The organism is Shewanella bicestrii, assembly GCF_002216875.1.
Classification (GTDB): domain Bacteria; phylum Pseudomonadota; class Gammaproteobacteria; order Enterobacterales; family Shewanellaceae; genus Shewanella; species Shewanella seohaensis.
This window is the reverse complement of the sequence record NZ_CP022358.1, coordinates 3,819,084-3,840,991: the sequence shown is the minus strand read 5'-3', so window position 1 is coordinate 3,840,991 and position 21,908 is coordinate 3,819,084. Positions and strand designations below refer to the sequence as shown.

Genomic DNA, 21,908 nt, shown 5'->3' with positions numbered 1-21,908 from the left:
GCCTATTAAACAATGCGCGGCAAAGATACTCTGCTCGGCTCTGGGGTGCAAGTTTGTTGTCTCAGCTCCTTATCTCGCCTCGCTTTAATCCAGCGAAAAATGATTTGCAGATAGAGCTGGATTTGAGTTTTTGTTATACTCGTCACCTTTTTCGTGATTGTTCATTTTGAGCCAGTGAAGTATGAGCCAGCCAGAGATTTACACACCTGAGACACTTTCTCACGTTAATAACCGCTTAGAGTTATTGGCGCCTGCAAAAAATGCCGATTATGGCATTGAAGCCATTCGCCATGGTGCCGACGCGGTTTATATCGGTGGTCCCGCATTCGGCGCGCGTGCGACCGCGGGTAACAGTGTGGAAGATATCGCCCGTCTGTGTACTTTTGCTCATAAGTATCATGCGCAAGTGTTTGTGGCCATTAACACTATTCTGATGGACGATGAGCTCGAGACCGCTGAAAAGCTGATTTGGGATGTGTATAACGCGGGCGCCGATGCGCTGATTGTGCAGGACATGGGCGTATTGCAACTTAACCTGCCGCCGATTGCGCTGCATGCTAGTACGCAGATGGATAACCGTAATCCCGAGAAAGTCGCCTTCTTAGAGCAAGTGGGTTTTTCACAAGTGGTATTGGCGCGTGAGTTAGGCTTAAGCCAAATCCGTGAGGTTGCGGCTCACACCAATATGCAGATTGAGTTCTTTATCCACGGCGCCCTGTGTGTGGCCTACAGCGGCTTATGTAACTTAAGTCATGCCTTCAGTAACCGCAGTGCAAACCGCGGCGAATGTTCGCAAATGTGTCGTCTGCCGGGCAATCTTAAGACTCGCCAAGGGGATGTGTTGGCGCAAAATGAGCACTTACTTTCATTAAAAGACAATAACCAAACCGATAACCTCGAAGCCTTGATTGATGCCGGTGTGCGCTCCTTCAAAATTGAGGGGCGTTTAAAGGACTTAAGTTACGTTAAAAACGTGACCGCCCATTATCGTCAAAAGCTCGATGCCATTATGGCGCGTCGCCCTGAGTTTGTGGCGTCATCCCATGGCCGTACTGAACATACTTTTACTCCGGATCCTGAAAAAACCTTTAACCGTGGCAGCACAGATTACTTTGTGAATGAGCGTAGCCAAGGGATTAAAGACTTCCGCTCGCCAAAATATATCGGGCAAGATGTGGGTAAAGTGGTCGCCATCGGCAAAGACTTTATTCAAGTCAGTTCAACCCACGAGTTTAATAACGGTGATGGTTTAGCCTATTTCCCGCCAAACTATGCGATGGCCAAACAGTCCGATGACAAATTGCAGGGACTGCGTGTTAACCGTGCCGAAGGTCATAAGCTGCATGTATTGCAGGTGCCGCGCGATCTGCGTGTCGGTATGACCTTATACCGTAACCATAACCAAGCCTTCGAGACTTTACTTTCTAAGGAGTCAGCCAAGCGTATTATCGGCGTCGACATGCGTTTAACCGATACTGCTACGGGCGTGGCGCTGACCTTAACGGATATTTACGGCCTAAGTGCAACGGTTGAGCTTGCAGTCGAAAAGACGCCCGCCACCGACGCTGAAAAAACCTTGCAGACTATCCGTACTCAATTGTCGAAACTGGGAAGTACCGATTTTACAGCGCGCCAGATCAGTATCGAAACCGCCGAGCCTTGGTTCCTGCCTGCATCTGTGCTCAACGGCCTGCGCCGGGATGCGGTAGCAGCATTAGAGCTTGCCCGTGTTGAAGGGTACCAGCGTCCAAAACCTTGGAAATATAACCAAGATGCCGTATATCCATTCAAACACTTAAGTTACTTGGGTAACGTGGCAAACGAAAAGGCGAAGGATTTTTATCAGCGCCATGGCGTGATTGAAATTCAGGACACCTACGAGAAAAACGGCGTGACTGAAGACGTGCCGTTAATGATCACTAAGCATTGCCTGCGATTTAACTTCAATCTCTGTCCTAAGGAAGTGCCGGGCATTAAGGCCGATCCTATGGTGCTTGAGATAGGTAACGATGTGCTTAAGTTAGTTTTCGATTGCCCCAAATGCGAGATGATGGTCGTCGGTGAAAACCGTCAGGTTCGCGGTCAAAAAGCTGTTTAATTCAGCTTGAATGGTTATCAAGGGAGCATTGAGTATTCAATGTTCCCTTTTTGTTTTTAGGGCCGTTGCCGCTCTCTATGTTGCCACTTGGTTAACTACAGGATATTTTATTGAAAAATTTCAATAATAAAGGATGTCAGCATGGGATTGTTAGATGGGTTACTGGGGAATGCGTCTGAGGTCGATTTACAGGAACTGGCCGAAGAGTTGCGCCCAATTATGGGGATTCAGGAAGAATTAAAACTGGCCTATAAAGTGATCCGCGATCTGTTTGTATTTACCAACAAGCGATTGATTTTAATCGATAAGCAGGGACTAACGGGCAAGAAAACCAGCTATCACTCAGTGCCCTATAAATCCATCACTCATTTCGAAGTGGAAACCACAGGCCATTTCGATATGGATGCCGAGCTTAGGATCTGGATCTCTGGCCAAAGTGATCCTCTGGTCAAAGAGCTTAAACGCGGTACCGATGTGGTGGGGATCCAAAAGACCATAGCGACGTTCGCGCTCTAACTTCTAAGAGGTTTGAATAAGATACATGGATGTAAAAACATGGCGTTTTAATAAGCTATTATTTAGCTTTGGTTTTTTAGGGATAATTTCAATTATCCCTTTTGTTTCGAAACTACTCGAAACACATTCTACTCAGTTAGCAATTCCCGTTTTTCTATTGGTTTTACTAACGGTAATGCAGTCATCGTTGATGTTAGTACTGATGATGTTAATCGGTTCTGTTTTCTCATCCAAAGTTGGCTTGTATGCACCCGTTATTGCTGCTTATGCAGAGGGAAAGGATCCCTACAGTATTCTGAAATCGCAGGTGATTCCAGCCGTGATCGGCGGAGTATTAGGGGGACTGTTTGTTTTGGGGTTTATGGCTGTTTTGGTTGGCTATCTACCTGAAGATTTTATTCGTGCAGCAGAGAAACTTACCCCTCCTTGGTATTCGAAAGTTATCTATGGTGGAATAACTGAAGAGATATTAATTCGATGGGGATTAATGTCGTTCATCACTTGGTGTTGCTATCGATTAACCCAAGCAAAAGACTCTGTTATTCAATCTCATAATTATCTATTCGCAATAGTGTTATCTGCTTTTCTGTTCGGAGTTGGTCACTTACCCGTTGCCTTTGCGCTTAGTTCTGAGGTTAATTTAGCCTTAGTTTTGTATATTATTTTTGGTAATGCTGGCTTTGGCTTGATCGCTGGCTACCTGTATTGGAAGCGAGGTTTAGAGTGCGCAATTGGTGCCCATATGATTGCACATTTAGTCATCCTTAGTTTTCTGTAAAACTAGTTAATTTAAACGAATGGTATTTGACTCTGTTGTGTGTTCTATCGGTTCACCATTCATCGTATAGGTTTCGGATAATTCGAGTCGGCCTTGTTTATCGTACTGATTGTGGATCCCCACCCAAAAGTGCTCTTGTCCCCGAAAATGTAAGTTGCCTTCTTCGGCGATTTGACGATTCGGATGATAGCGTTTCATGGCATAAAGTTGGCTATCTGGGTCAAATTTCAAATGGTAACTAAGGATTGGCGCCGACGTTTGTGGCTCCTGAGTATCGTTAGACTTAGCCATTGCTTCGACAATGTTATTGTCATCGACCTTGGTTTCCGCTGCCATCGTTTGTTGCTGCTCGGCGGCATCAAAATAGTGACGGGTTTCATTGAGCTTGCCATCGTCACTGAGCCAGGCTTCGCGCTGCAGTTGGCCTTGCGGTGTAAAACGTTGCCAGTGGCCGACATCCTGATAATCGTTATCTATCACTTTTACAAAGCCAGACTCGAGCAATTCGCCTTGTTTTGAAAAGGCTTTTGAGCTGAATAGGTTCTCGTCTAGGCGAGTGAGCAGCCAACGGATAGCCCCATCTTCATAGTATTCGATGCGAGTGTCAGGGTGGCCCGTTTGATAATATTCCCGTTGATTATCCTCAAGAAGATAGCCACAACGGGTATTGGAGTGGCTCTCAAAGGATTCGAGAACACCTTGCTGGTTATAGGAGGAGCTTTCCTTAAGGTAACCTTGGCCGTCGCGGACAAAATATTCAGCAATCGTCTTGATAGTACCGTCTTCATAAAACCAGCGGGCCGTGCCATCGCGATTGCCTTGAGTGTGGGGCAGATACATTTGAATTTGCTGGTTTTCATAGTATTCGATAAAGGGCGCGACGGAGAGGTTACGCTGATATTGGCCCTCGGCTGACAATACGCCGCTTGCATAATAGCTGCGGAAAAGGCCTTCTCTTAGACCCTTTTCAAGGTAAATCTCAAGGGAGAGTTGACCATTTTCATGGTACCAAGTGGCAAGCCCCTGCTCATGGCCATTCTCAAAGGGGATGCATTGTTCAAGCTGTCCGTTCGGATACCATTTCTCGCTGTTGCCATGGGCAACACCATCAACAAAATTGAGTTGATTTGCCAGCACGCCATTGGGGTGCCATTCCTGGCGTAGACCGCAATTTAACCCTTGTGGATTGAGGCGTTCTCGCCAGGCGAGTTGGCCATCTTCGTAATAGGTTTCGAGGCTTTTGCCCGCTGCATCGAGATGGACTTCTTGCTTAAGATTGCCGTTGGTATGGTACCAAAGCTCGTTAACCAATTCCCCCATGTCATAGCTTAATTCGGCCTGTAGCTTGCCATCTTCATAGTAGATATGCTCTGTGCCATGGATTTTTCCCGCCTGCATGGGGCGTATTAGCCACAGGGCGCCTGATTCATAATAGCGAGTTAACTGATTGATATAATTATCTTCGCTATCCTTTTCGGCGGTTTCTTTTATCTGACCATTGCTATAGTAGCGGGTCAGTAACATTCCCTCGGCGTGGCGCTCCTCGACTTGATTGATTTTGCCCTCATTGTCATACCAAGTCTGGCGCCCGAGCTGTTGCTCCTCAATAAAATGCCCTTCGAACTGCAATACACCTAAGGCATTGAATTGGCGAGTGATGCCGTTGCGCTCACCAAAGTAATTGCAATCGACGGCCTGAGTGAGGTTGGGGGATTGGGTGACAATTCTGAGTAGATTCTGACCTTGCTCAGTCTCAATCTGATGAAATGTCCGTTGCAGTTTGCCAGTGAGACTGCCGAAGTCCTGCATATCGCCTTGTACTCTGTACCTAGCATCGATATAAAAACGGCAGATCACTAATTCCTGCGGGTTTACCAATGCCACTTGCCAACGGGCTTGAGTTGTCGCTGCATCAGAATCCAGCGCTAGGCTACAGGTCTTATCCTGACCGAGATAAAAATCTTGCACAGGGCCGTGTATCTCGATGCGGTCAAATTGGGTCTCGTGAAAGGTGCAGGATTCATGCTCTCGCTCCCAACCGAGCAGTTCAATCGTTTGCGGGCTGTCGAAGTCGTGGCGGGTAAATTCTTCGTGGGTTTCTGAATGAGTGGCTTGCGCCGGAGTCGCTTGAATGGCAAGACTAAAATAGGGTTTGAAGGTACTGGATGGGAGTGGAGTGGGATTGGGAGAGGTTTTAAGAGGTATGTCTTGATGGGCGCAGCTTTTTTCTTTGGTATTAAATAATTTAGCTTTAAACGCGCGAAACAACGACATAGGTCAACTTCTCCATATCCATATGATACAACTGTCTTATCTTGTCATCTCATAAGGCTCTTAGCCCTAAGAGCGCCTATGATAACGGTTTATACTTTGGTTTCTCAATAGATTATCTTGCTCTCGAGCCATGATAAGGATTCAAGATGCTACAAAATTTTTATCAGTCACTCCCCGATGATTTATCACAAGAAGTGTTCGAAACCCTTGCTAGCAATGGCAAGGTGAAGATAGAGCGCATTATCTCGCAAGGCCATTCGACGCCAGTGGAGGAGTGGTACGATCAATCTCAATATGAGTGGGTGATGTTGCTCAAAGGGGAGGCGCAGCTCGAATTCGAAGATGCTCAGTTAGTTACTCTTAAACCTGGGGATTATCTCACCCTAGCGCCGCATCAAAAGCACAGAGTCGCTTCGACCAGTTCAGAGGGCGAAACCCTATGGCTGGCAGTATTTTACGATGCTGAAACGGTATGATGCAAAGACGCTATATCTTAGCAGCTATTTGAGTTGCCATTGCCAGCTCGGCGTATTGAGTAAATCCTGCCCCACGATTTGGGTTTGCCCTAGATTTTTATCCAGTGCCAAAGTATTGCAGTGCTCAAACTGGCTCAAGGCATTAATCAAGCGGTTAGCGTGGGACACGACCCAAAGTTGACAAACCTCGGAAGCCTTGGCGATAAGCCGAGCCAAAGCGGGCAATAAATCGGGGTGCAGGCTGGTTTCGGGCTCGTTTAATACCATTAGCTCGGGTGGCCTTGGGGTGAGTAATGCGGCGATAAGCAATAAATACCTCAGGGTGCCGTCGGAGAGTTCACTGGCATGCAGTGGCCTTAATAAGCCCTGCTGGTGAAATTCGAGTTGGAGTATCCCACCCGCTTGGGGCGTGATACGCACCTTAGCCCCCGGAAAAGCATCGGTCACAGCATGATCGAATGCGGCTTTATCGCCAATCTCAAAAATGGTTTGTATGGCAGAGGGGAGATCTCGACCGTCATGGTGCAATACGGGCGTGGAGGTCCCGAGCTGTGGACGACGCGCCGGGGCTTCGGCATCGGTTCGAAAATGATCGTAAAACCGCCAGGCGCGAATGCTGTCCCTGAGCGTTAATACTTCCGGGCTACGTTCAGGATCGGCAAGTTCGGTAAAAATACTGTCACCGCTTTGCAGATGGGCGCTCAAGGTGAGCCAACCTTGTCCCTCAGGGCTGCGACTCTTCACCATAGGACCGCGCCGCTCCACCAACACGCTGGCGGAGCGATATTTGGGGCCATTCCAAATCGCCTCACGTTTAATTTGCGGATCTAACCCAAACAGGGTGGTGGAGTCGGGTTTGGGGAGGCCAAGCTCAATCAGATAACTAAAATCTTCGCCCGCAAATCCCAATTTTAGGCGTTTTGGCGCTTGTCTGACTGTAGCTTCAATTGGCGTATCGCCCGCTAACATACCCTTGGTGAGATTTTCTGGTCCTGCCCAAAAACAGGAGTCTAAGCCGCCTTCCTGCGCCAAAGCATTAACAACGCCACCCTGCGCTGTTTGAGCGAGTAGCCGTAAGGCTTTGTATAAATTGGATTTGCCACTCCCGTTAGCGCCGGTCACTAAGTTTAAGCGCCCAAGGGGTAAGACTATCTCCCGCAAGGTACGATAGTTAGAGATCGCTAGGGTGGTCAGCATGACGGTCCGTTTTCTCGAGTAATTTTTCGCAATTTAACCCTGACTGAGTTAGCGCGGGCTTAGATGAGTACCTGATTGAGCACTCTTTGCCAGTTGCCGCCCATAAAGCGGTCGCGATCGGTCGACTTAAAACGGGCCTTAGCTAAGGCATCGTCGATACGGCTCATACGCTCGATATGGTTTAGTTCGGGAATGACCACATGCCTTGGCTCTGCATCAAAACCTAACACTTTTTTAGCCCTTAGGCTGTACCACCATTCCTGATATTCCTTCACGCCCTGGGCATTGTCGTTATTCAGGGCTAGCAGATTTTCTTGGCCTCTGAGCGGATAATCATTGGCGATGGCAACACAATCGACCCCGCCGACTCGGGCGACATATTCTAACTGGCGGATATAGTCATCGACAGTTGGAACGGCATTATTGGTGAGCCAAAAGCTCATCATAAAGACCCCGAATACGCCGCCTGAGTCAGCAATGGCGCGGATCACTTCATCGGGGCTACAACGGGCATGTTTGACAATGCCCCGCGCCGCGCCATGGCTTTGGACTATGGGCGCGCGGCTGAGTTTAGCTACATCTAACGTGGTTTGGGCACTCGAGTGGCTGACATCGACTAAGATATTGGCATGATTGAGTTTTTCAATCAGTGCACGGCCATGGGCGGTAAGAGGTTTATTGAGCCCGCCATCGGCATCGTTATCGAGGGCGCCGCCCGCAAAGGTATTGCCGTAATGGTGGGTAAGTTGCAGTGCTCGCAGACCTTGGCGATGAAACTCATCGACGCGGGCCCATTGGTTGGCCTCGCTATCTTCTTCAACGCAATCTGCGCCTTGGATTTGGAAGAAAACCGCAGTGCGATTGCTCTCACGCGCCAATTGGATATCGCGTCCAGTTAAGCCTTGCAGGAGGATGTCTGGGTGTTCGCTGACACGTTTCGCGGCTTGTTGGATGCTTTCAATACAGGCCTTGTAAGTGCGTTTGTAGTTTAAGGTGCCATCGGCTTGTTCAATGGTTTCGATGGCTGAGATATCACACAGAAAGGCATCGAGTCCCGATGCCGGAACATCGGCTAAGTCATCGGGCAGAAAGGATAAACCATCGATATATAAGCGCCGAGAGCGCGGCGCAGCAAGGCTGGAGAAACTGGCAAAGGGGCAAAGTAGCGTGGCGGCGCCAATCCCTTTTAACAGCGTTCGACGATCTTGATTAACAGCCTTCATGGGCGTGCGCTCTCCTTCAGATGAAGCTAATTTTTACTTCTTTATACCCTGTTAAGGCGTAGAAGTCTTTGATTAAATCCCTCTTTTACCGATTTAACCCGCAGATTGATTTAGGGTTTTACCGCATCAATCATTGCCTTAGCCAAGGCATGTAAGCCATTGGTGCGCGAGGGGCTTAATTGACCCTCTAGCCCTAATTGTTTGAAATAGGCGGAAGGGTCGAAGGCGAGTATCTCGTCGCTCTGTTTGCCGTGACAGGCACTCAATAGTAAACCGATCAACCCCTTCACAATGCGCGCATCACTATCGGCCAGAAAATAATGCTTAGCGTCTCGCTCTAGATGGTACAGCCAGGCATCGCTCTCGCAGCCTTTGACTTGGGCGGACTCAAGGCGAAACTCATCCGCTAAACTCGGTAAGGTTTTACCTAATAACATGATTTGGCGATATCTTTCCTGCCAGTTTGGTGCTTGCTCAAAACGGGCTAACAGGCTTGATGCCTCCTCAACGGAGTAATCAAACTCGGTGGCAGCGGGCATGATTGGCAATGTCATGGCGAAAATGTCCTCTTCTTAAGCGTGTTGCCTGATGGCGCAATGATGTTAGCCCTTAGCGAGCAGATTAGAGCAGCAACTCTTTGACTGAGGCTAAGGCGGCAATAAAGCGGTCGATATCGGCTTTATTGGTGTAGATGCCAATCGATGCTCGGCAGCAGCCCTTTAAGTTAAGGCTTTGCATCAAGGGCATGGCGCAGTGATGGCCGCAGCGCACGGCAACGCCTTGTTGATCTAATAAAATCCCGACATCTTGATGATGTTCATCGCCCAGATTAAAGGCAACCGCACCGAGATTATCACTATGGGCAGCATAGAGATGCACATCTCCGAGGGCGCGCAGCTGCTGCTGTAAATATTGCAGCAGCTCAGCCTCATGGGCCTGAACCTCTGGCGTGAGGTATTGTTGCAAAAAGCGGATAGCGGCGCCTAGGCCGATGACTTCACTGATGGGTGGGGTGCCAGCCTCTAAGCGATTGGGTAGGCTGCCAAATTCGGTGCCATCGAAACTCACTCGTTTAATCATCTCGCCGCCCGTTAACAGTGGCGTGAGCGTATCTAACTTATCGAAGCGGCCATAAAGCACACCAATGCCAGTCGGGCCATACATCTTATGGCCTGAAAAGACGTAAAAATCACAATCGATAGCGGCCATATCTAAGCTTAAGTGTGCAACCGCCTGCGCCCCATCGACTAAAGTGATCGCCCCCTGCGCCTTGGCTTGTTGCACTAACTCGACAACAGGATTCACTGTGCCTAAGGCGTTCGACACATGGCAAAGGGTGACTACTTTGGGCTTGAGGGCGAGCAGCGCTTGATAGGCATGGCGATCGAGCCTGCCATCCCGATCGAGAGAGATAGGTTTAATGATGGCGCCCGTGCGTTTTGCCAATTCTTGCCACGGCACTATGTTGGCGTGGTGGGCGGCGGTATCGATCAAAATCAGATCGCCCGCAGCTATCTGTGGCGTTAAGCCATAGGCAACTAGATTGATCGACTCTGTGGTGCCGTGGGTGAAGATGATTTCTTCGCGGCGCTTAGCATTAATAAACCCTTTTAACTCATCGCGGACTTTCTCGTAGCTAGAGGTCGCGCGCGCCGATAACTGGTGCGCCGCACGGTGCACATTGGCATTGTCGTTCAGGTAATACTGCGCCATGGCATCTAACACGGATTGCGGCTTTTGGCTGGTGGCCGCGGTATCGAGATAACACAGGGGATAGTCGCCCAACATTTGCGAGAGGGTTGGAAATTGCGAGCGGATTTGGCTATGGCTATCGGGCAATGTTGTGTCGGTCGAGGCTGAGTGTGTCATCTGGGGCTTAACGCAATAAAAAGGCTTTTGGATCTTCGGTTATCTCTCACTTGAATGCAAGTTTTCATCGGTTGCGGGCGTGTGGTTTGCAAGGGGACGCTAGGGCCGGTAAGGGATTGACCCTCAGTTGCCTACTTGGATTAGGTGAATCGGGGATGCTAAAGGTTTTATTTTTCGTTTATAAGCGCTTAGCCTAAGCGGCAAAGCGTAAAACTCCAACTATGCTAAATACAGACAAAGGGATCCTTGGTAGTTGGAGTTTAAAGCTTATGCTTGGTTTTTTAAAAGATTTACGGATCAAATATAAGATGGGCAGCCTTATCGGCATCATGCTGCTACTCATGCTGTTATTAGCGGCTTTTAGCCTACTAAAGATGAAGCGGGTAACGGATGAAATCCACACTATTACCGCTGAAAACCTCCCCCTAGTGAAGTTATCGAGTGAGGTCACTATTTTGCAGCTCGAGAGTTCGATTAGCCTTGAAAAGGCTTTTCGCGCTTCAGAGATCCCAGTCTCAGCCCAGGAGCGATTAATTGAAGGCTTTATTGGTGAAGTGATTCAACATAAAGAGCGAATTAACGGCGAGTTACTCTCCACACAGACCATGCTAAATGAGGCGTTAACCCTCCCTCAACCGCCTGAACTACGTGATAAAACCCAACAATTGATCCAAGAAGTCACCGACATTATTCGCGTTTATCGCGACTATGATGCCCAGCTAGCGACAGTGGTGAATGCGATACAGCAACATACTCAGGCCACGGCGTTGGTGCAGCAGGTGAGCGACCTTGAGCGCACTCAATCCCAATTCAACACCCAGCTCAGCCAATTTGCGCAGCGTTTAGAGCAAATGACCCAAACCGCAGTATCCATCACCGAGGATGAGGAGAAAAGCGCGATTTACGGCCTGATGGTGATTTCGTCGGTCGCCCTCATCTTGGGATTAGGTATAGGCATGTTATTTAGTCAGTACATAGTGCGGTCTATTACACGCTTGCGTAATGCCGCCGCCATGATGGAGTCGGGCAACTTTAGCCGAGTGCTTCAAGCAGAATCTAAGGATGAACTTGGCGAGTTAACCTTGAGCATGAATCAAATGGCCTTGACCCTAAGCCAAACCGTGGGGCATGTGATTGGGCGCAGCGAAGAAATCGCCTCTATGGTGACAGAGCTCAATGCTGTGGCAGAAAATAATCGCAGGGCAATACTCAGCCAACAGGAAGATACTGACCAAGTCGCCGCCTCGATGACACAAATGGCGGCGACTATTACCGAGGTTGCAAGCAGCGCCGAAACGGCATCCTTTTCGGCTGGCCAAGCGGAAGGTCGAGCCAAGGACAGTTGCGCCGTTGTGGAGGCCAGCGAGCGGATCACTCAGCAACTAGTGGAGAGTGCCCAGCAATCGAGCCAACTTATCCAGCAACTCCAAGCCAGCACAGGCAAAATTTTAAACTTTGTTTCCGTGGTGGATGCCATTGCGGGGCAGACAAATTTACTGGCGTTAAACGCCTCCATTGAGGCGGCTAGGGCGGGCGATCAGGGACGGGGTTTTGCCGTCGTTGCCGACGAGGTGCGCGCCCTCGCGACGCGCAGCCAAACCGCCACCCAGGAAATCAGTCAGCTTATTCAAACCTTAGTGCTTGATGCCCAGTCGGCCGTCGACTCATTTGGTAAAAATGAGCAGCAAATCAATGAGTCATCGCTCCAAGTTAAGCAAATTAAACAAAACTTGTTTGAGATCTTAGATGCCTTAACTCAGCTCTCGCAGGCCAATGCTCAAGTCGCCACCGCCAGTGAGGAGCAGGCAGTGACCGCCGAAGATATCAGCGAGCGTTTAAATACCATTCGTGACTCGGGAGAATCCGTGCTTAATAGCGCATTTGAAACGGCTAAGGCCAGCGAATCCCTCTCGCAGCAGGCCAACACCCTACGCGAAGCCATGCAGCAATTTAAGGTGCGTGAAGCCTAATAACTTCAAGATTGTAGATAAGTTAGTTCTCAAACAAAGATGCCCTGCACTCAGTGCTGGGCATCTTTTTTACGCATCTTATTACGGGGCTTTGGGGCTCGAAATCGAATTAGGATTTTACGCGATTAGGGCGGTTATCGGGTCGATGCGAAGGCTTTTTGTGCTCACCGTTGGCGGAATTAGCCGTCGACTGAGCGCGGCCTTGGCGGCGTGAGTCAGAATGTTGTTTCTCGCTGCGAGCTTGTGGGCTAAGTTGTTGCGCCGCTGAATGAGGCTGGCCTTTGGCTTTATGTTCGCTATTAGCCGGGCCTTTGCCGCGTTGAGGACGTTTATCCTGTGGTTTGGGCGTGCGGCCAGCTTCGGTACCTGAGTGCGTATTTTTATGCTCAGCGTTTTTTGCCGCTTGAGGACGCTTATGCTGGCCTTGATTATTGCGCTGGCCTTGGTTTGGATTTGAGTTCTTTTGCTGCGCAGCGCCGTCGCTGCTGTCTGGCGTTTTACGACCATCGCGGCCTGTACCGGCTCTTGGCGAGGGTTTACCCGCGCTGCGATGCTTACGTTGGCTCGCCACGGCTTTGATTTTGTTCTCTTTACCATGGGCATTCAAGGTCGATTCGGGGAGCGCATGCACAGGGCTGAAGCCTTCAACCTCCTGCCTTTCAAGCACGCGATTGATCAAACGCTCGATGTCCCTGAGCAGCTTAGTTTCTTCGCTACTGACTAAGGATACGGCTTGGCCTAAGGCGCCAGCACGGCCGGTGCGGCCAATGCGGTGTACGTAATCCTCGGGGACATTGGGCAGATCGAAGTTCACTACTTGTGGTAATTGGTCGATATCGAGCCCGCGCGCCGCAATATCGGTCGCCACTAGCACGCGCACTTCGCCACTCTTAAAGTCGGCTAAGGCTTTGGTGCGTGCGCCTTGGCTCTTGTTGCCGTGGATAGCGGCGGCGCTGATCTCGGCTTGAATAAGACTCTTAGCCAGTCTGTTGGCGCCGTGTTTAGTGCGTGAAAACACTAAGACTTGCTGCCAGTTTTCCTGCTTGATGAGCTGAATTAGCAGCGCCGATTTTTGATTCTTATCGACGGGGCAAATCCATTGTTTGACTGTGTTTGCCGCGGCGTTGCGTGGCGTAACTGAAATTTCTACTGGTTGATTCACTAGGCCTTTGGCCAGCTCGCGGATTTCATCGGAGAAGGTCGCCGAAAACATCAGGTTTTGTCGTTTAGCGGGCAACATGGCGAGGATCTTTTTGATATCGCGGATAAAACCCATGTCGAGCATGCGATCCGCTTCATCCAGCACTAAGACTTCGAGTTGATTAAACTTCACCGCTTTTTGCTGCTCAAGATCTAATAATCGTCCAGGTGTGGCGACCAGTACATCTACCCCGTGGCGTAGCTTTTGAATTTGGGGATTAATTGGCACGCCACCAAAGACGACCGCTGAGCGCAATGGCAGATATTTACCATAGGTTTCAACGCTTTCGCTTACTTGAGCCGCTAACTCGCGCGTGGGGGTTAGCACTAGGGCGCGGATTTGTCCCGCCTTGGCTTTATTGCCTTTAGAGAGTAATTCGAGCAACGGCAGGGTAAAGCCTGCGGTTTTTCCTGTCCCCGTTTGGGCCGCAGCCATCACGTCTTTACCCGTCAGTACGGCGGGAATCGCCTGTGCTTGAATAGGAGAGGGTGTGTCATAACCTTGTTCAGTCACGGCTTTTTGGATCGGTGCAGATAAACCTAGGGAGGAAAAACTCATTAATGGGTCTCTTGTGGCAGCAAAGTGTCGCAGCAGTAGTATGGCCGAATTGGCGGGCGTGCAGCTTACATGAAGAGGCGCTAGATCGCCATGTTTGAAAGTGGTTTGTTGTCTATCTGGCGCAAAAGCCGATTCAGGAGTGGCTAATTTATCGACCTATCAGTATCTTGTTCAGTATTTAGGGAAAGATCACGCTTGTGTTAATTTCATTGCTTCTAAGTAATCTAACTTGGGGTAAAATTAACAAACATCCTCAATAGGTTGCAAAGACGTTAGTCATCAATCGGATTCGTAAAGATAACTGGGAAATTTTCCCTATGTAGCTTGAATTCAGCAGCATTGAATTCTTAGGATGAGTCCTCTTAGGCATATTGACGCTCCATGGCAGGTGGATTATGACAGCAATACAGCATATTGAACGCCTCGCACGTGGTCGAAGTGAACAGGCCGTGGCGGTTATTCGAAACGTGCAGCAGATGTCCAACATTCCCATGCAGGAGATGCAAGCGGCGCTGAAGCAATTGTTACACTGTGGCCGAGTCGCACTGCATTTTCATCCCGACAGAATCGATAGCCGCGGTATCACAGTGGCCGAAGGATTATTGCGTGATGGTCAATACCGCAGCCAATTCGAAACCCATATCTCCAATGGACAGTTATCCCCCGAATTAGGTGGGCCAAGGGATCATTGGGAAAATCAACTCTTTGGCGATGCTTACAAGGGGACTAAGTCACGGCCTAAGTATGGTGCCTTGGATTTAGGCATGTGGCAGGATGGTCCTGCCCCGCGTTTTGGCAGCTGTTATTTGCTGACCCATTCGCAGTTGCTCACGCGCTCGACGTTCACTTATTTAGATTCCTACCGTAACCCGAAGGAAAAGGGCACTTTATCCTGCTTTGATGATGTATTAGCGGCGCTGCTCACCGAGAGTTTTGAGCGCCACTATGCCTTGGGGAAAGTGGATTTTAAACCGCTCAATGTGATCCAATATTTGGCGCATCAACTGAACTCCTCCTTGCTGTCGCGCTTTGAACGGCCGATGTCGAACAATCTCGACCATTATATTGAAGCGCAGATCCACGGTGATGTGTCCCTCGATGAAGACATTGCCATGCTGGTGGCAGACCCTAGTTTTAAAGGGACTGAAATTGGTGCCACCTTGAGCAAGCTATGTGATCGCTATGATATCGAGCTGCAATATCATAATGGTTTTAGCCTGCACACGGCGCAGATCCCCAGTGATTTCCGTGGACCGACTATGCCATCTTTGGCGAGTCGAATTGCTATCGACGAGCGTGTCGATGCCTATGCCATTGGCGTGGCGGCGCGGGATTTATACCATTCGCCCCAGCATTGGCGCGATCGGGGGAACCGCGCTCAGGTGGCACACGAGCTCAAGCTGCTCTGGCATGTGTTAGTCAAATACGGCGCTCAGCAATAATTAAGGCCGATTGATTAAGCTGGCGACGAGAGTTGGCTCTGGGTTCCCGCACTTTGGGAATTTATTGATCTTTATCTCATTTTTGTGAATAGGCTAACAAAAGCTTCCGCTAAGGTTTCATCTACCTTGGATGCCTGCGATACTGCGTCCCTATCGAACCTTTTCAACACTTGCAAGCCCCTCGGGGTCACTCAGTGTTTAGCCTATTTCTACAACCTACTGCTTTGCTAGTTTCTGTTGGAGCACCATGGATAAGTCGTTAGAAAAGTCCCTTCTCGTTTGGCTCAAGTCGCAAAAAAAAGCCTGTGGCTGGTTTGTTAAGCTCTCCGTATGGTGTGGAATGTTAAGCGCTATTGCATTGATAGCACAGGCTTATCTGATAGCCACACTCCTCGATGGCGTCATTGTTGGCAATGCCTTGCAGGCATTTACTGATGGAGTGAATAGCACGCCAATTCAGCCGGCTGTGGGGGCAAGCGATTATCTGCCACATTTTATGGCCTTGATTGGCTTAATGTTATTGCGAGCAATACTCGCCTATGGCCGCGAGCGCGCCAGTTTTGAAGCGGGCAAACGCTTACGCCAACAAATCCGCAGTGCGGTAATGGATAAGTTAACTCGGCTTGGCCCCGCGTTTATTAAAGGTAAACCCGCAGGCAGTTGGGCGAGCATAGTCTTAGAGCAAGTGGAAGATTTGCAAGATTTTTATGCCCGTTATTTACCGCAAATGACCCTTGCTGGTGTGATCCCCTTATTGATCCTCATCGCAGTGTTTCCCATCAACTGGGCGGCGGGGCTGATTTTGCTATTAACCGCGCCACTAATCCCGCTGTTTATGATCCTCGTCGGTATGGGCGCGGCCGATGCTAACCGTAAAAACTTCAATGCCTTAGCCAGATTAAGCGGCCACTTTATGGATAGATTAAAAGGGCTTTCGACCTTAAAACTCTTCTATCGGGGTGATGCTGAACTCAAGGTTATCGAAAAAGCCTCGGAGGAGTTCCGTAGCCGTACTATGTCTGTGCTGCGAATGGCCTTTTTAAGCTCGGCGGTACTAGAGTTTTTTGCCGCGGTATCGATTGCCGTATTGGCGGTTTACTTTGGTTTCAGTTATTTAGGTCACCTCGATTTTGGCTACTATGACGCGCATGCTCAACTTGGGCCTAATGCGAATGAAGGCTTACCTTTTAGCCTGTTTGTCGGCTTGTTTATCTTAATTTTGGCGCCTGAGTTTTATCAGCCCTTAAGGGATATGGGCACACACTACCATGCTAAAGCGCAGGCGATTGGCGCGGCCCAGGCATTGATGACACTGCTGGAACATCCTGAGCCAGACTCTTCGCAGGACAAGCTCGGGCAGCAAATTCGGCTCGATAAGCAGACTCACCTTAGCGTAAAAGATCTAGAAGTCTTTAGTACCGATGGCAGCCGTTTACTTGGCCCCATCAGTTTTGAGTTGAAGCAGGGCGAACACTTGGCTCTGGTTGGCCCAAGCGGCGCCGGTAAAACCAGTTTACTCAATGCCTTATTAGGATTTTTGCCCTATAAAGGCAAGCTGCTAATCGATGGGGTTGAGCTCGCAAACCTAGACCTTGCCCATTGGCGACAGCAGTTAGCATGGCTTGGGCAGGAGCCGCAGTTATTCCATGGCACAGTGCGAGAAAACGTCGCCTTAGCCAATCCCGAAATGACGGATGAGCAGGTTTGGCAATTGCTGGAGCAGGCCAATATCCATGAGTTTGTCCGCAGCCAACCCCTAGGTTTAGCTACGCCGATAGGCGAGCAGTCATCGACCTTATCGGTCGGGCAGGCGCAACGTATTGCGCTCGCGCGGGCATTGGGACAGGCGGCGCAGGTCTTTATTCTCGATGAACCGACGGCAAGTTTAGACAGTGTCAGCGAACAACTCGTTAGCCGCACCTTAAAAGCGGCGATGGCGGGTAAGATGGGCATTATGGTAACCCACAGAGTCGATCAGCTGGACCATATGTCGTCCATCCTAGTGTTCGATAAAGGCGAGATAGTCCAGCGGGGGGATTTTGCGACGCTGTCTACTGAGGTGGGGTTATTCCAAACCATGTTGCATGAAAATACTGAATCAGTAGCCGATATTGGGCTTGAACCGTCAATGCCTAATACCCACAGCGATATTGCGTTAGGGACAACCGAAGGAGCCGCACAATGAAAATACTCCTTCCCTTTATTCGGTTGTTCTCCCACCAATGGTTGATGATGGCCGTTGGGCTTGTGCTCACCTTAACCACACTCATGGCGGGGATTGGTTTATTGTCGCTGTCGGGCTGGTTTTTATCGGCGACGGCGGTGGCGGGATTAACGGTTATCGGCTCCCAATCCTTTAACTTTTTTACTCCCGCCGGTGGCGTGCGTTTCCTTTCTATCGCGCGAACGGCCAGTCGTTACGGGGAGCGTCTCGCGACCCATGAGGCGACCTTTAAATTACTGACTGAACTCAGAGTTTGGGCGTGGCGAAAACTCTTCCCACTCAGCGCCAAAAATCTGCAGGGGCTGCGCCGTGCGGATATGCTCAACCGCCTCGTGGCGGATATAGATACACTCGACCATCTGTATTTACGATTGTTGACGCCGATGGCGGCTTCCTTGCTGATGACGGCATTGTTATATCTGTTCCTCGCATGGTTTGATGCCAAGCTGGCCTTAAGTTTATGCCTGTTTTTAGTGGTGGTTTGGCTGCTGCTACCACTACTGTTTTATCGGCTTGGGCATGAACCAAGTCGCAATATGTTGGAGACCAAACGCCAATATCGGGTGCAGTTGCTTGAGATGCTGCAGGGCCAAGCTGAGCTGAGTTTATTTGGTGCGAACGCCAGATACAGACACAAGCTCGATGAGGCAGAACAGGCGTTATTTGCCAGCCAAGGGGCGATGGCGAATATCACCGCCTTGAGCCAAGCCATGCTGATCCTAGCGACAGGCTCGGCACTCATCATGATGCTATTTTTAGCCGCCAATGGCGTGGGCGATACCGTACCTCCCGGCCCTATGTTCGCCTTGATGGTGTTTGCCACTATGGCCTGCGTCGAAATGATGATGCCAATCGCGGGCGCTTTCCAACATTTGTCGGGCTGCGTGCTGGCGGCGACACGAATTCACGAAATCACCGAGCAGGAAAGCGATATTCGTTTTATCGAAAATTCAACGCTTAAGGCGACATCGGGCGGGCTGCAGATGACGGATATCCATTTTGGCTATCACGACAATCAGAGCGTTCTGCAGGGCTTATCCTTAACGGTACAGCCTGGGCAAAAGGTGGCGTTATTGGGCGCAACGGGCTGTGGTAAATCCAGTTTATTGTCCTTAATCACCCGTGAATGGCAGGCGCAGCGTGGCCAAATTTGCCTAGATGGTCAGTCGCTGACGAACTATAGCGAGGCCGCCTTAAGATCGGCGATGACAGTCGTGAGCCAGCGAATTTACCTGTACGCGGGCACGCTGCGGGAGAACCTTGCCATTGCCTTGCCTGTGCCAGAAGGGCAAAAGCGTACCGCCAATGACGAGCGTTTTATCCAAGTATTACAGCAGGTTGGTTTAGGCGAATTACTTAAAGGCGACAAGCCTCTCGATATGTGGATTGGTGAGGGCGGCCGGCAGTTATCGGGCGGTGAGCAGCGCCGTATCGGCGTGGCAAGGGCATTACTGCGTGATGCGCCTTTGTTACTGTTAGATGAGCCAACCGAGGGCTTAGATAAACGCACCGAGCGGGAAATCCTAAGTTTATTATTTGAATTTGCGAAAGATAAAACCCTGCTAATGATCAGCCATCGATTAACGGCGATGGCCAAGATGGACCAAATTCACCTCCTCGCCGAGGGGCAAATTGTGGCATCGGGCGATCATCAGCAGTTACTTCAAACTTGCCCCGCCTATCAGGCGCTCTATCGTCGCTTAGCTTGAGTCTGGATGTTGAATGGGTGAGAAATACGCGCAGCAGGAGTGAAGCCTTTATATGAATAACCCTATGCCAGCAGACATGGCGCCTAAAGAATTCGCTCCGCAAATTAACGCCCATTTTAACGGTAAGTTTGAGGTAGAGCTTAAGTATCGACTCACGGACCGAGAGGCCTTTTGGGCGCGTTTAAGCGCCAAATCCCCCGAGGTGATGCTCGAGGATAATCTTGAGCATGACTGCTATTTTGATTCACCAACAGCATCCTTAGCGGCTGAGCATAAAAGCTTGTGTATTCGCGAGATGCAGCCCTCTGGCATCATGCTGTGGATAGTGAAAGGGCCCGAGAAAGACCGCTGTGAGGCGGTTAATATCACGAATGCCAACAAGGCCAAAAGTATGCTGCGGACTTTAGGCTATCAATGTGTGCTTGAGATTAAAAAACGTCGCAGCGTGTATTTTCTTGGGGAATTTCATTTAACGCTTGATTGGCTCGAAGGCTTAGGTGACTTTGCCGAGCTTGCTATTATGACTAATGATGAAGCTAAGCTGCCAATCTATGAGGCGCAGCTCCTCGCCTTAGCCGCAGAGCTTGGGCTAGAGGAATCACAGCGGGAGTTTTTATCTTACAGACAGTTACAGATGGCTATACAAGGATAAGCGAGGCATCCCAAGTCCATTTGGGGATGAATCGATAAAAGGCGCGGCGGCTTATCTTCCTAAGCGCTGCGAAAAGGCTAAGTAACGTTTGACCTCTTCTTCGGGGAATCGCAATTCTTCACCGTCTTTCACACTGCTGAGCAGGTTTTCCCGCGCATAGCGTTTGATCGTTGCCGGACTCTTATCCAGCAACTTGCACACTTCATCTACAGTTAACAGATTATCACTCATGGTTCACTCCCATTATTGATTGGTGATTAACCCAATGAGTATAGAACAAGAATAAGACTGCGCTTTGGCTGGCACAGTCTTAGGTTGGCTGGGGACTACTTGGATTGGCGCTGGGTTTCTCGCACCTGATATTCGCTGCCTAAATGTGCCTTGGCGGCGGTAATGGCTATTACGGCGCGGGATTTAAATTCGCGGCGATACAGGGTGACCACCACAAACAGGCTAGCCAAAATAAACAGTATCGGGTGCACAAACCAGCAGAGTACAGCCATCGAAAAGTAGTAAGCCCGCAGGCCATAGTTATAGGAGTGGGCGGCTTGGTCTTGCACCGTTGCCATTTGCCGCGCGTAGGCTTTGAGGTTGTCATTGGCGCCTTCGCTATCCATGGGGCCTGCGCCTATCATCACGTTCACAAAGCCATATTGGCGCATCGACCAGGTAAATTGGAAAAACGCCATCACGAAGATCACCACTAACAGCGCCAATTTCACTTGGACTAAGGAGTGGTTAGGCGGCGTAGCATAGGGAATAGTGGCGATCACGGCTTCGAGGCGTTCAACCTGGGCAAATAAGGTTAATACCCCCGCGAGCACGAACAGCGTGGTCGAGGCAAAAAAGGCAATATTACGCTCAAGATTCGCTAATAACGCTGCATCGCCAACCCGCACGCCTCGGGTCATCAGCTCGAGCATCCAGTAAATTCGATGTTTATGCAGGCCACGGGCAATACAGTCGGTATCCTTCGCCTTACGTCGGGCAAAAGCGGTATAGCCAGCCCAAGAAACGATAAACCACGTCAATGCAGAAATATCTAATAGCGAGAATGTCATAGTTGCCTTGAGAAAGTGACTTTGAGAAAGTAAAAAATCGGTTGATTGAATGGCGATTATGAAGGTTTTTATCTCTTAGGCGCAATCCCCTCATATCGCTTTCAAATCTCGCCTATTCACAATTTGAAGCCGCTCACATTGGCTTTGAAACCTCTTGCTTGGTGAGACTCTGTTTTGAGGAAATTCATGTGAGGTAAGTGAGTGAGAAAAATGTGTAGGGGTTGTGTCACGAATCTCGAATCATGGCCTTTCGGCCGAGGTGAATCAAAGTCGTGGGGCTTCACCCCACACCCGACCAAAAGGGGAAAAACGCCTGTTCCCCTTTTGGAAATCCCCGGCGTCCCTAGCGAAGTTACATGCATTGATGAGTGGCTTCGTGCTTATTCGAAAATCGCTAACGCTTCCGATGGGGCGTCCCTTCCCCCCGAAAGCTACGCAGACGTCCTGTCTGCGTCACACGATTTTCTTCAACGCCCTTCAGTAACTTCGCAGGGGAAGGTGAACTCCTGACGCAATTGTGCGAGCTATTAATCCCCAAAGATCTGCGCATGTCCTGTTTTTTGCTGTAGCGGTTTTTATGTGTTTCAAGTCAATATAACGTATTGATATATATTTTTATTTTTACACTCGCGTATTCATGGAGGGATAGTCACCACTCTC

The 21,908-nt window shown here is 49.7% G+C and carries 17 protein-coding genes; 9 read left to right on the top strand and 8 right to left on the bottom strand.

The window, feature by feature from the left end; all coding sequences use genetic code 11:
* Nucleotides 1-181 precede the first annotated feature (181 nt).
* The 3 genes from CF168_RS16765 to CF168_RS16755 all read left to right on the top strand — a co-directional run bounded on the left by CF168_RS16765 (nucleotide 182) and on the right by CF168_RS16755 (nucleotide 3,392).
* Nucleotides 182-2,098, top strand: coding sequence for a peptidase U32 family protein (locus CF168_RS16765; RefSeq protein ID WP_011625287.1), 1,917 nt, complete (start codon nucleotides 182-184; stop codon nucleotides 2,096-2,098).
* Between the two features lie 141 nt (nucleotides 2,099-2,239).
* Nucleotides 2,240-2,614: a PH domain-containing protein gene (locus tag CF168_RS16760; RefSeq protein WP_011623880.1), complete on the top strand. Its 375-nt coding sequence runs from the start codon at nucleotides 2,240-2,242 to the stop codon at nucleotides 2,612-2,614.
* Nucleotides 2,615-2,639: 25 nt separating this feature from the next.
* Complete coding sequence (locus tag CF168_RS16755; protein WP_089068408.1) at nucleotides 2,640-3,392, top strand: CPBP family intramembrane glutamic endopeptidase; 753 nt, start codon at nucleotides 2,640-2,642, stop codon at nucleotides 3,390-3,392.
* 6 nt (nucleotides 3,393-3,398) lie between these two features.
* On the opposite strand, the gene CF168_RS16750 is transcribed toward CF168_RS16755, so the two are convergent.
* Nucleotides 3,399-5,666 (bottom strand): toxin-antitoxin system YwqK family antitoxin, encoded by a 2,268-nt coding sequence (locus CF168_RS16750; RefSeq protein WP_089068407.1) that lies wholly within the window; start codon nucleotides 5,664-5,666, stop codon nucleotides 3,399-3,401.
* 146 nt (nucleotides 5,667-5,812) lie between these two features.
* Between CF168_RS16750 and CF168_RS16745 the strand changes: the two genes are divergently transcribed.
* A complete protein-coding gene (locus CF168_RS16745) occupies nucleotides 5,813-6,142 on the top strand; it encodes a cupin domain-containing protein (protein ID WP_089068406.1) in 330 nt (109 codons plus the stop codon).
* A 24-nt stretch (nucleotides 6,143-6,166) separates the two neighbouring features.
* Here the strand turns inward: CF168_RS16745 and CF168_RS16740 are convergent, their stop codons facing one another.
* The 4 genes from CF168_RS16740 to CF168_RS16725 form a co-directional block, all read right to left on the bottom strand.
* Nucleotides 6,167-7,339 (bottom strand): AAA family ATPase, encoded by a 1,173-nt coding sequence (locus CF168_RS16740; protein WP_089068405.1) that lies wholly within the window; start codon nucleotides 7,337-7,339, stop codon nucleotides 6,167-6,169.
* A gap of 59 nt (nucleotides 7,340-7,398) precedes the next feature.
* Nucleotides 7,399-8,562 (bottom strand): membrane dipeptidase, encoded by a 1,164-nt coding sequence (locus CF168_RS16735; protein ID WP_089068404.1) that lies wholly within the window; start codon nucleotides 8,560-8,562, stop codon nucleotides 7,399-7,401.
* Between the two features lie 110 nt (nucleotides 8,563-8,672).
* A complete protein-coding gene (locus CF168_RS16730; protein WP_089068403.1) occupies nucleotides 8,673-9,116 on the bottom strand; it encodes a SufE family protein in 444 nt (147 codons plus the stop codon).
* 67 nt (nucleotides 9,117-9,183) lie between these two features.
* Nucleotides 9,184-10,431, bottom strand: a complete 1,248-nt coding sequence (locus CF168_RS16725) for an aminotransferase class V-fold PLP-dependent enzyme (protein WP_089068402.1) — start codon at nucleotides 10,429-10,431, stop codon at nucleotides 9,184-9,186.
* Between the two features lie 269 nt (nucleotides 10,432-10,700).
* Between CF168_RS16725 and CF168_RS16720 the strand changes: the two genes are divergently transcribed.
* Nucleotides 10,701-12,401: a methyl-accepting chemotaxis protein gene (locus CF168_RS16720; RefSeq protein WP_089068401.1), complete on the top strand. Its 1,701-nt coding sequence runs from the start codon at nucleotides 10,701-10,703 to the stop codon at nucleotides 12,399-12,401.
* A gap of 109 nt (nucleotides 12,402-12,510) precedes the next feature.
* Here CF168_RS16720 and CF168_RS16715 read toward each other — a convergent pair whose 3' ends face one another.
* Nucleotides 12,511-14,160: a DEAD/DEAH box helicase gene (locus tag CF168_RS16715; RefSeq protein WP_089068400.1), complete on the bottom strand. Its 1,650-nt coding sequence runs from the start codon at nucleotides 14,158-14,160 to the stop codon at nucleotides 12,511-12,513.
* A gap of 395 nt (nucleotides 14,161-14,555) precedes the next feature.
* On the opposite strand from CF168_RS16715, the gene CF168_RS16710 reads away from it, so the two are divergent.
* The 4 genes from CF168_RS16710 (at nucleotide 14,556) to cyaB (ending at nucleotide 20,187) form a co-directional block, all read left to right on the top strand.
* Nucleotides 14,556-15,602 (top strand): DUF3626 domain-containing protein, encoded by a 1,047-nt coding sequence (locus tag CF168_RS16710; protein ID WP_011625297.1) that lies wholly within the window; start codon nucleotides 14,556-14,558, stop codon nucleotides 15,600-15,602.
* Nucleotides 15,603-15,849: 247 nt separating this feature from the next.
* On the top strand, nucleotides 15,850-17,787 hold the full coding sequence (gene cydD, locus CF168_RS16705) for a heme ABC transporter permease/ATP-binding protein CydD (protein ID WP_089068399.1): 1,938 nt from the start codon (nucleotides 15,850-15,852) through the stop codon (nucleotides 17,785-17,787).
* Nucleotides 17,784-19,535 carry a heme ABC transporter ATP-binding protein/permease CydC gene (gene cydC, locus CF168_RS16700; RefSeq protein ID WP_089068398.1) on the top strand — a complete coding sequence of 584 codons (1,752 nt, stop codon included), beginning with the start codon at nucleotides 17,784-17,786 and terminating at the stop codon, nucleotides 19,533-19,535. Before cydD ends, cydC begins: the two co-directional genes overlap by 4 nt.
* A gap of 52 nt (nucleotides 19,536-19,587) precedes the next feature.
* Complete coding sequence (gene cyaB, locus CF168_RS16695; RefSeq protein WP_037431186.1) at nucleotides 19,588-20,187, top strand: class IV adenylate cyclase; 600 nt, start codon at nucleotides 19,588-19,590, stop codon at nucleotides 20,185-20,187.
* A gap of 51 nt (nucleotides 20,188-20,238) precedes the next feature.
* Here the strand turns inward: cyaB and CF168_RS16690 are convergent, their stop codons facing one another.
* On the bottom strand, nucleotides 20,239-20,418 hold the full coding sequence (locus CF168_RS16690) for a helix-turn-helix domain-containing protein (protein WP_011623867.1): 180 nt from the start codon (nucleotides 20,416-20,418) through the stop codon (nucleotides 20,239-20,241).
* Nucleotides 20,419-20,513: 95 nt separating this feature from the next.
* Nucleotides 20,514-21,248, bottom strand: coding sequence for a DUF599 domain-containing protein (locus tag CF168_RS16685; RefSeq protein ID WP_037431183.1), 735 nt, complete (start codon nucleotides 21,246-21,248; stop codon nucleotides 20,514-20,516).
* Between the last annotated feature and the right edge of the window lie 660 nt (nucleotides 21,249-21,908).